This is a genomic window from Wolbachia endosymbiont of Drosophila seguyi (genome assembly GCF_028981765.1).
Classification (GTDB): domain Bacteria; phylum Pseudomonadota; class Alphaproteobacteria; order Rickettsiales; family Anaplasmataceae; genus Wolbachia; species Wolbachia pipientis.
Genome location: NZ_JAPQLM010000139.1, coordinates 1 through 6430, shown reverse-complemented (window position 1 = coordinate 6430; position 6430 = coordinate 1). Strand labels below are relative to the sequence as shown.

The following is a 6430-nucleotide window of genomic DNA, read 5'->3' as shown; positions in this document are numbered from 1 at the left end:
ATATTAGAACCTGAAATATCAATTTCTATACCCGAAGAAGTTGAGCTCCACAACAAAAGTGAACGCACAAAAGTAATAAAAAGTGAAGTGATCCTAAATTTAAGCTCAATCAGCGATAAGCATATTTTTTTATTTCTACAGTCTATTCCAAATCTGCCAGGTTATGTTATGATCAAATCTCTTATTTTAAATAAGCAGAGAAATATTGATGCTGCAACTATGAATCAGATTTTGAATGGTAATATGATAGAGATAGTGAGAGCTAATATAGTCTTTGATTGGTATACTATATTAAGTAGATAAGGTGATGAACATAAAGCTGTTTTTTATTTTTACGCTACTCATTTCCAATGTTAATGCATATTGCAGTTGTGAAGATATCATAGAAAGCATAGAAATTTGTAAGGAGTATTCTTGCCGACAATATATTGGCAATAAAGATTTTATTGAGCATAAAATATTAGGATTAAATAGTGGAAATTTATGCGTATATATAGAAAAACAAGGTAATGATGAAATGGTTTGTCATCATTCTCAGTATGGAATGATGATAGAAAAAAGATATTTTGAAAGTATTCTTAAAGTTGGCAATCAAGAAATCGACGATTTTATTGATATAGCAAATTTGCGTGCAAAAGAGTGTTTCTTTATCAACAATCAAAAACTAAGCTATACAGATCGGGACGATATAATAAGAGAAGCAGTGGAAAGTGACTTTGACGTTTTGTCACAATATAGTAACGTAAAAAGCATTTTTTTTGATGAAGAGCCAGTTAATAGAATGGTCAATGAAATGGAAAAGTTCAATTTACGATCTTCAAGAGCTGCAAAAGAGGAGGTATCAGATAATTTCAACGGTAAGGTAGTGAGTTTAGACTCAATTTTATATCTTTCTCCCGATACATGGAAAATATGGGTAAATGGAAAACTGTTTATAAATACTAAGGATTTAAAAGTGCACTCAGTCACTGAAAATTATGTAACTTTTGTATGGACCGTAGATCAAAAAGCAATAAAAAAGCATGCGAATGATTCTCAAAATGTATATTTTGGATATGGGAGTATTATGTTTACGCTTTATCCAAAACAAAAATTTGACTTGGATGGCTTATCTATTAAATAACTTAAATATATATGCGCTTGTAGCTCAGTTGGATAGAGCGTTGCTCTCCGGAGGCAAAGGCCGTGGGTTCGAATCCCTCCAAGCGCACTTTTAATTAAATTTGACAATAGTATTTTCACATAAGATAATAAAAGGACTTATTTAGAGCATAATTATGTCTGGTGGTACCATAAACAAAGTCATACTAGTTGGTAATTTAGGAAAAGATCCTGAAATTAGGACTACACAAAATGGGAAAGAAATGGCAAGTTTTTCAATAGCCACGTCTGAAAGTTGGACTGACAAACTTTCCGGTATGCGCTCTGAAAAGACAGAGTGGCATAATATCGTAATTTTTAGTGAAGGATTAGTAAAAATCGTCAAAGATTTTGCACGTAAAGGCAGTAAAGTTTATGTTGAAGGTTCTTTGAGAACTAGAAAATGGACTGACCAAAACGGTGGTGAAAGATACACAACAGAGGTGGTTCTATATAATTTTAATAGCGCTCTTACTCTCTTGGATTCACGAAATAGTGCGCCAAATTCTGATTACAAGCCAAGTGAATACAAACAAGGTGAAACAGAACAAAAAGATAAACACGAAAGTTTTGACAACGATATAAAAGATGAACTACTCGACGATGAAATACCATTTTAACAATTTAAATTGAAATCTACATTTTTATGGACTGCTTGTGTTACTCCTTTTAATTGCAATGGAGATAGTATAGATTATAGCAGTTTGCAGCGTTTACTGACAATGCAAGTTAAAGCTGAAAATGGCGTAGTGTTGCTGGGTAGCACAGGTGAGAGCCTATCGCTTACTGATTCTGAAAAGCGTACATTAGTTGAATTCGTATGTAAGCTAAAATTAAATACGAAAATTATAATTGGCGTACCAGGAGTGAATCTATATCAGACTCTTGAATGGCTTGATTTTTGCAAGGGTATGCCTATTCATGGCTATCTAATGACAACTCCCATTTATGCAAAGCCCGGAATTATGGGGCAGACTTTATGGTTTGAAAAGCTGCTTGAGAAAGCACATGTCCCGGTTATGTTTTACAATATTCCATCAAGAGCAGGAATAAATCTTCACGCTGAAACTGTACGCAACTTATCCAGCCACGAAAAATTTTGGGCTATCAAAGATTCAAGTGGCACTGTTGATACTTTAGCTCAGTATAAGAAAGTTGCACCAAATATTGAGGTCTTTTGTGGAGATGATAATATGATATCCGATATGGCCGCTTATGGTGCGGCTGGCCTAGTTTCCGTTGCTTCCAATGTTTGGCCATATGTAGCACATGAATATGTTAAGAAGTGCCTCAATGGCAGGAACCCTCAGGCAGATATCTGGCAACAGGCTTGCGAAGCCCTATTTATTGCCAGCAACCCAATACCCACTAAAGCACTTTTGCATGATATTGGGCTCATAGAACATCAAACTGTCCGCCTACCGCTCAGCACAGAAGACTTGCCTTCTGTTGAAAAATTGAGGCAAGTCAATAAAATGATTCTTGGATGGAAAGAATTGGCTACTCTCTAAATAGTCTTGCAACTTTGATTTAATATACAATCCAAGTTTCATTTGAACACTCCCAAACTTATCACTTTATGCCACTGGTCTTCATCTAAAATTTCTACACCTAATTCCACTGCCTTTTTATATTTGGATCCTGGTTTTTCTCCTGCAATTAGGTAGTCAGTTTTAGCAGAAAGATGTGAGCTGACCTTTGCTCCCAGAGTTTTGGCTCTTACTTTTGCCTCTCCTCTACTCATAGCAAGTAGCTTACCAGTAAACACTATAATTTTATTATTTAAAACAGAGTTACTAGAGTTGGAGCTCACAGGAAGAATTTGAAGACAAGCAGTAAGATCATTTAACATTTTGATGTTATGTTCCTTAGAAAAAAATGATTCCAAAGATTCAGCCCCTTTTTTTCCTATGCCATCTATACCTACTAGCTCAGTACTATCTAATGACAGTTCAATCATCGAATTATACCAGTTATTATAAGAAACATAATAATCTGCAAGCAATTCTGCTGCAACTTGGCCAATAAATCTAATACCTAAAGAAAATATAAACCTATCTAGAGTTATTACCCTTCTGCTTTGTATAGAATTTAACAAATTAGCTATAGATTTCTCGCCCCAACCAGACTGTTCTTCCAGATTAAATTCATCCAATCTTTCTTCTAAAGTAAAAATATCATGGATTTGTTTTATCAGACCAAGGTCGTAAAAAAACTCTATCTGCTTATCACCAAGGCCAACAATGTCAAATGCATCTTTCGATACAAAATGCTTTAGTTTTTCTATCATTTGAGCTTTACAGGCAAATTCCTCAGGACATCTTACTGCTGCCTCTCCCTCAACCTGACGTACTTTACTACCACATTCAGGGCATACTTCAGGAAACACAAATTCAGGTGTATTTGGAAGACGAGAATCTCTGCTTACTTCAACGATCTGGGGAATTACATCACCTGCCCTTTTGATTGTTACAATATCTCCCTCTCTTATGTCTTTACGTTTTATCTCATCTTGGTTATGCAGACTTGCTCTACTAACTAGCACCCCACCAACATTGACTGGCACTAAATCTGCAACTGGAGTTAAAACCCCTGTTCTGCCCACCTGTATAAATATCTTGTTTAACTTTGTTTTTGCATAAACCGCAGAAAACTTGTATGCAAGTGCTGAGCGCGGTGCTTTGTGAGTATTCCCTAGACGATTTTGTAGTACCAAATCATTTACTTTATAGACTATTCCATCAATATCATAATCCAAGTTATAGCGACAGTTATAGACTTCATTATAGAACTTCAGCATTCCATCTAAACTACTCGTTAAGGACTGATGCTCATTTACGCAAAAACCAAGTGCCTCAAGCTTATTTAGTACCTCACTTTGACTTTTCTCTGCTCCACCAATCAAAGAATAAGCAAAATATCTAAGAGGTCTGCTTGCTGTAATGTTTGCATCCAATTGCTTTAGAGAACCAGCGGCTGCATTTCGAGGATTGGCAAATTCATCGTTTTCATTTAACTTTAAAAAGTCGCTGTTACTGATGTATATTTCACCTCTTACTTCTAGTCTTCCTTGCACACCTTGCAAAAACTTAGGAAAGCCTTTTATTGTTGCAACATTGTGAGTGACATCTTCCCCTACAAAACCATCACCTCGAGTTGCAGCTTTAACAAATCTTCCATCCTCATAAATTGCAGAAAACGACAACCCATCAATTTTTGGTTCACATAATATCTCTATTTTGTCCTCAATTAAAAACCTCTTTATTTTAGACAAAAATTTCTCTACACCTTGTTCATCATAAGCATTCTCAAGGGAAAGCATAGGTTCTTGATGTTCCACCTTAGAAAACCTCTCATCAGGTGGAGCACCAACACTATCTTGTGTTGCATAAATTTCTGGCTCTATTTCAGCTAACTTTTTCTTCAGTTCATCATATTCAGCATCACTTATTTCTGGCTTATTTTTTTGGTGATACAAAACATTATGATAATTTATTTGATCTTGCAGTTTTTCTCTCATCTTTTCTAAGTTAGTCATGATACCAATATAATGCTACATTAGCCTTTGTCGTCAAGCTGTGAATTTTCTTGAATTTATCATATGGTCTTAATCCATCAAATATCAAAGGTGCCACAATGCTATAGCCATACTTATTCTTCTCTTGCTCAATTGTATTAGCAGATCTCGCTTGCTCTAGCCATATATTTATATAAAATTAAAATAAATTAGAGTAAACAATATTGCTATTTAAATGCTAACAAGATTCGCTCCAAGCCCAACTGGCTACCTCCACGTAGGAAACGTACGAACTGCCTTGGTTTGTTGGATGTACACACGCAATCAAAACGGAAAATTTTTACTCCGTTTTGATGATACTGACCTTCAGCGTTCAGATGTCAAATATATAAATGATATCATAGAAGACCTAAAATGGATTGGCATAGATTGGGATGCAAGTTTTAAGCAATCAGAGCGCTTTGAGCGTTACAATGAGGTGTTTTTGCAGTTAATAAAAGAAGGGCATATTTATGCATGCTATGAAACAAGAGAAGAGTTAGACATTAAACGAAAATTGCAGTTAAAACAAGGATTTCCCCCGGTATATGACAGAAGCGCGTTACTTCTAACTGAGCAAGAGAAAATTCGTTATGAGCAAGAAGGACGAAGACCACATTTTAGATTTAAATTGGATAGAAATGAAGTTGTAAAATGGAATGATGAAGTTAAAGGTGAAATAAATATTGCAACCAGTAGCGTCAGCGACCCTGTGGTAAAAAGAGAAGATGGAATTTACACATACATGTTACCTTCTGTTACTGATGATGTTGACTTTAATGTAACTCATATTGTACGCGGGGAAGATCATGTAACTAATACCGCAGTGCAAATCCAAATGATTAAAGCATTAAAAGCGAAAATCCCTACATTTGCTCACCTGCCTTTGCTACATTTTGATGATAGCAAGATATCGAAACGGAAAGGCGGGCTGGATATCAAATCTATAAAAGAAGATGAAATTGAACCGATGGCACTAGTTAGTTATTTAGTGAAGCTTGGAACATCCAATCCAATTGAAGCTTGCGCCTGTATGCAATCTTTGATTGATTCATTTGACATTAAAAAATTTAGCTCAGCATCTGCACAATTCAGCTTGAGTGAAATGTATAAGCTAAATAGCAAAGTGCTGCAACAAATGCTATTTGAAATGGTGCAAGACCGTTTAAATCAAATTGGAGTGGGCTCCTCAGAGTTTTGGTATTTTATAAGGAACAATATAGAAAGGTTTTCTGAGGTGGCCAAGTGGTGGAAAATATGCAAATCTGATATAGAGCCTGTGATTCTTGATAAGGAGCTTATAAAAATTGCGTTCAATGCATTGCCCCAAGGTGATTGTAATGAAAACACGTTGTCAGAATGGGTCAAAACTATTCGACAAACAGTGGATATAAAGGCAAAAAACCTATTTACGCAGTTGCGTTCAGCTTTAACAGGAACAGAAACAGGACCAGAGCTCGCTAAACTATTAATTTTTATCGGCAAAGAAAATATCATTGCAAGGTTAAAAGAAAAGTGAAAACTAAAGAATTATAGCTAATGCAATCCCTACGTCATACCGCGATTCATTCGCGGTATCTCTTAGCCGCTAACAAGAGATCCCGCTAACAAGTAGCGGGATGACGGTTGTCGTTTAGCCATAAACATTAAGAAATTTACCAAATGAAAAAAAAGGCAAAAGAAGCCCCGTGGTTATTATCCGCTTTAAAATATTGGCGTTTTTTATGTTTTAAA

Annotated in this window: 5 protein-coding genes, 1 tRNA gene and 1 pseudogene; 6 read left to right on the top strand and 1 reads right to left on the bottom strand. The window is 35.6% G+C overall.

Going from position 1 to position 6430, the window contains the following annotated elements; all coding sequences use genetic code 11:
- From OZD62_RS03405 to dapA, 5 genes and pseudogenes are all read left to right on the top strand, one after another.
- Positions 1-303, top strand: a pseudogene (locus OZD62_RS03405) (hypothetical protein); the annotation flags it as partial.
- A gap of 4 nt (positions 304-307) precedes the next feature.
- The gene (locus OZD62_RS03400; protein WP_275019431.1) at positions 308-1123 is read left to right on the top strand and encodes a hypothetical protein; all 816 of its coding nucleotides are present in this window, start codon (positions 308-310) and stop codon (positions 1121-1123) included.
- A 13-nt stretch (positions 1124-1136) separates the two neighbouring features.
- Positions 1137-1210: transfer RNA gene (locus OZD62_RS03395), tRNA-Arg, on the top strand.
- A 67-nt stretch (positions 1211-1277) separates the two neighbouring features.
- On the top strand, positions 1278-1760 hold the full coding sequence (ssb, locus tag OZD62_RS03390; RefSeq protein ID WP_010082448.1) for a single-stranded DNA-binding protein: 483 nt from the start codon (positions 1278-1280) through the stop codon (positions 1758-1760).
- A gap of 9 nt (positions 1761-1769) precedes the next feature.
- The gene (gene dapA, locus OZD62_RS03385; RefSeq protein ID WP_038199100.1) at positions 1770-2651 is read left to right on the top strand and encodes a 4-hydroxy-tetrahydrodipicolinate synthase; all 882 of its coding nucleotides are present in this window, start codon (positions 1770-1772) and stop codon (positions 2649-2651) included.
- Between the two features lie 38 nt (positions 2652-2689).
- On the opposite strand, the gene ligA is transcribed toward dapA, so the two are convergent.
- The gene (gene ligA, locus OZD62_RS03380; protein ID WP_275019430.1) at positions 2690-4678 is read right to left on the bottom strand and encodes an NAD-dependent DNA ligase LigA; all 1989 of its coding nucleotides are present in this window, start codon (positions 4676-4678) and stop codon (positions 2690-2692) included.
- A gap of 214 nt (positions 4679-4892) precedes the next feature.
- On the opposite strand from ligA, the gene gltX reads away from it, so the two are divergent.
- Positions 4893-6215, top strand: coding sequence for a glutamate--tRNA ligase (gene gltX / locus OZD62_RS03375; RefSeq protein WP_010962828.1), 1323 nt, complete (start codon positions 4893-4895; stop codon positions 6213-6215).
- The last annotated feature ends 215 nt before the right edge of the window (positions 6216-6430 follow it).

What these genes read in the sequence shown, in the direction of transcription:
- ligA (WP_275019430.1), bottom strand. Translation starts at nt 4,678, where the DNA reads ATGACTAACTTAGAAAAGATGAGAGAAAAACTGCAAGATCAAATAAAT.
- OZD62_RS03400 (WP_275019431.1), top strand. Translation starts at nt 308, where the DNA reads ATGAACATAAAGCTGTTTTTTATTTTTACGCTACTCATTTCCAATGTT.
- gltX (WP_010962828.1), top strand. Translation starts at nt 4,893, where the DNA reads ATGCTAACAAGATTCGCTCCAAGCCCAACTGGCTACCTCCACGTAGGA.
- ssb (WP_010082448.1), top strand. Translation starts at nt 1,278, where the DNA reads ATGTCTGGTGGTACCATAAACAAAGTCATACTAGTTGGTAATTTAGGA.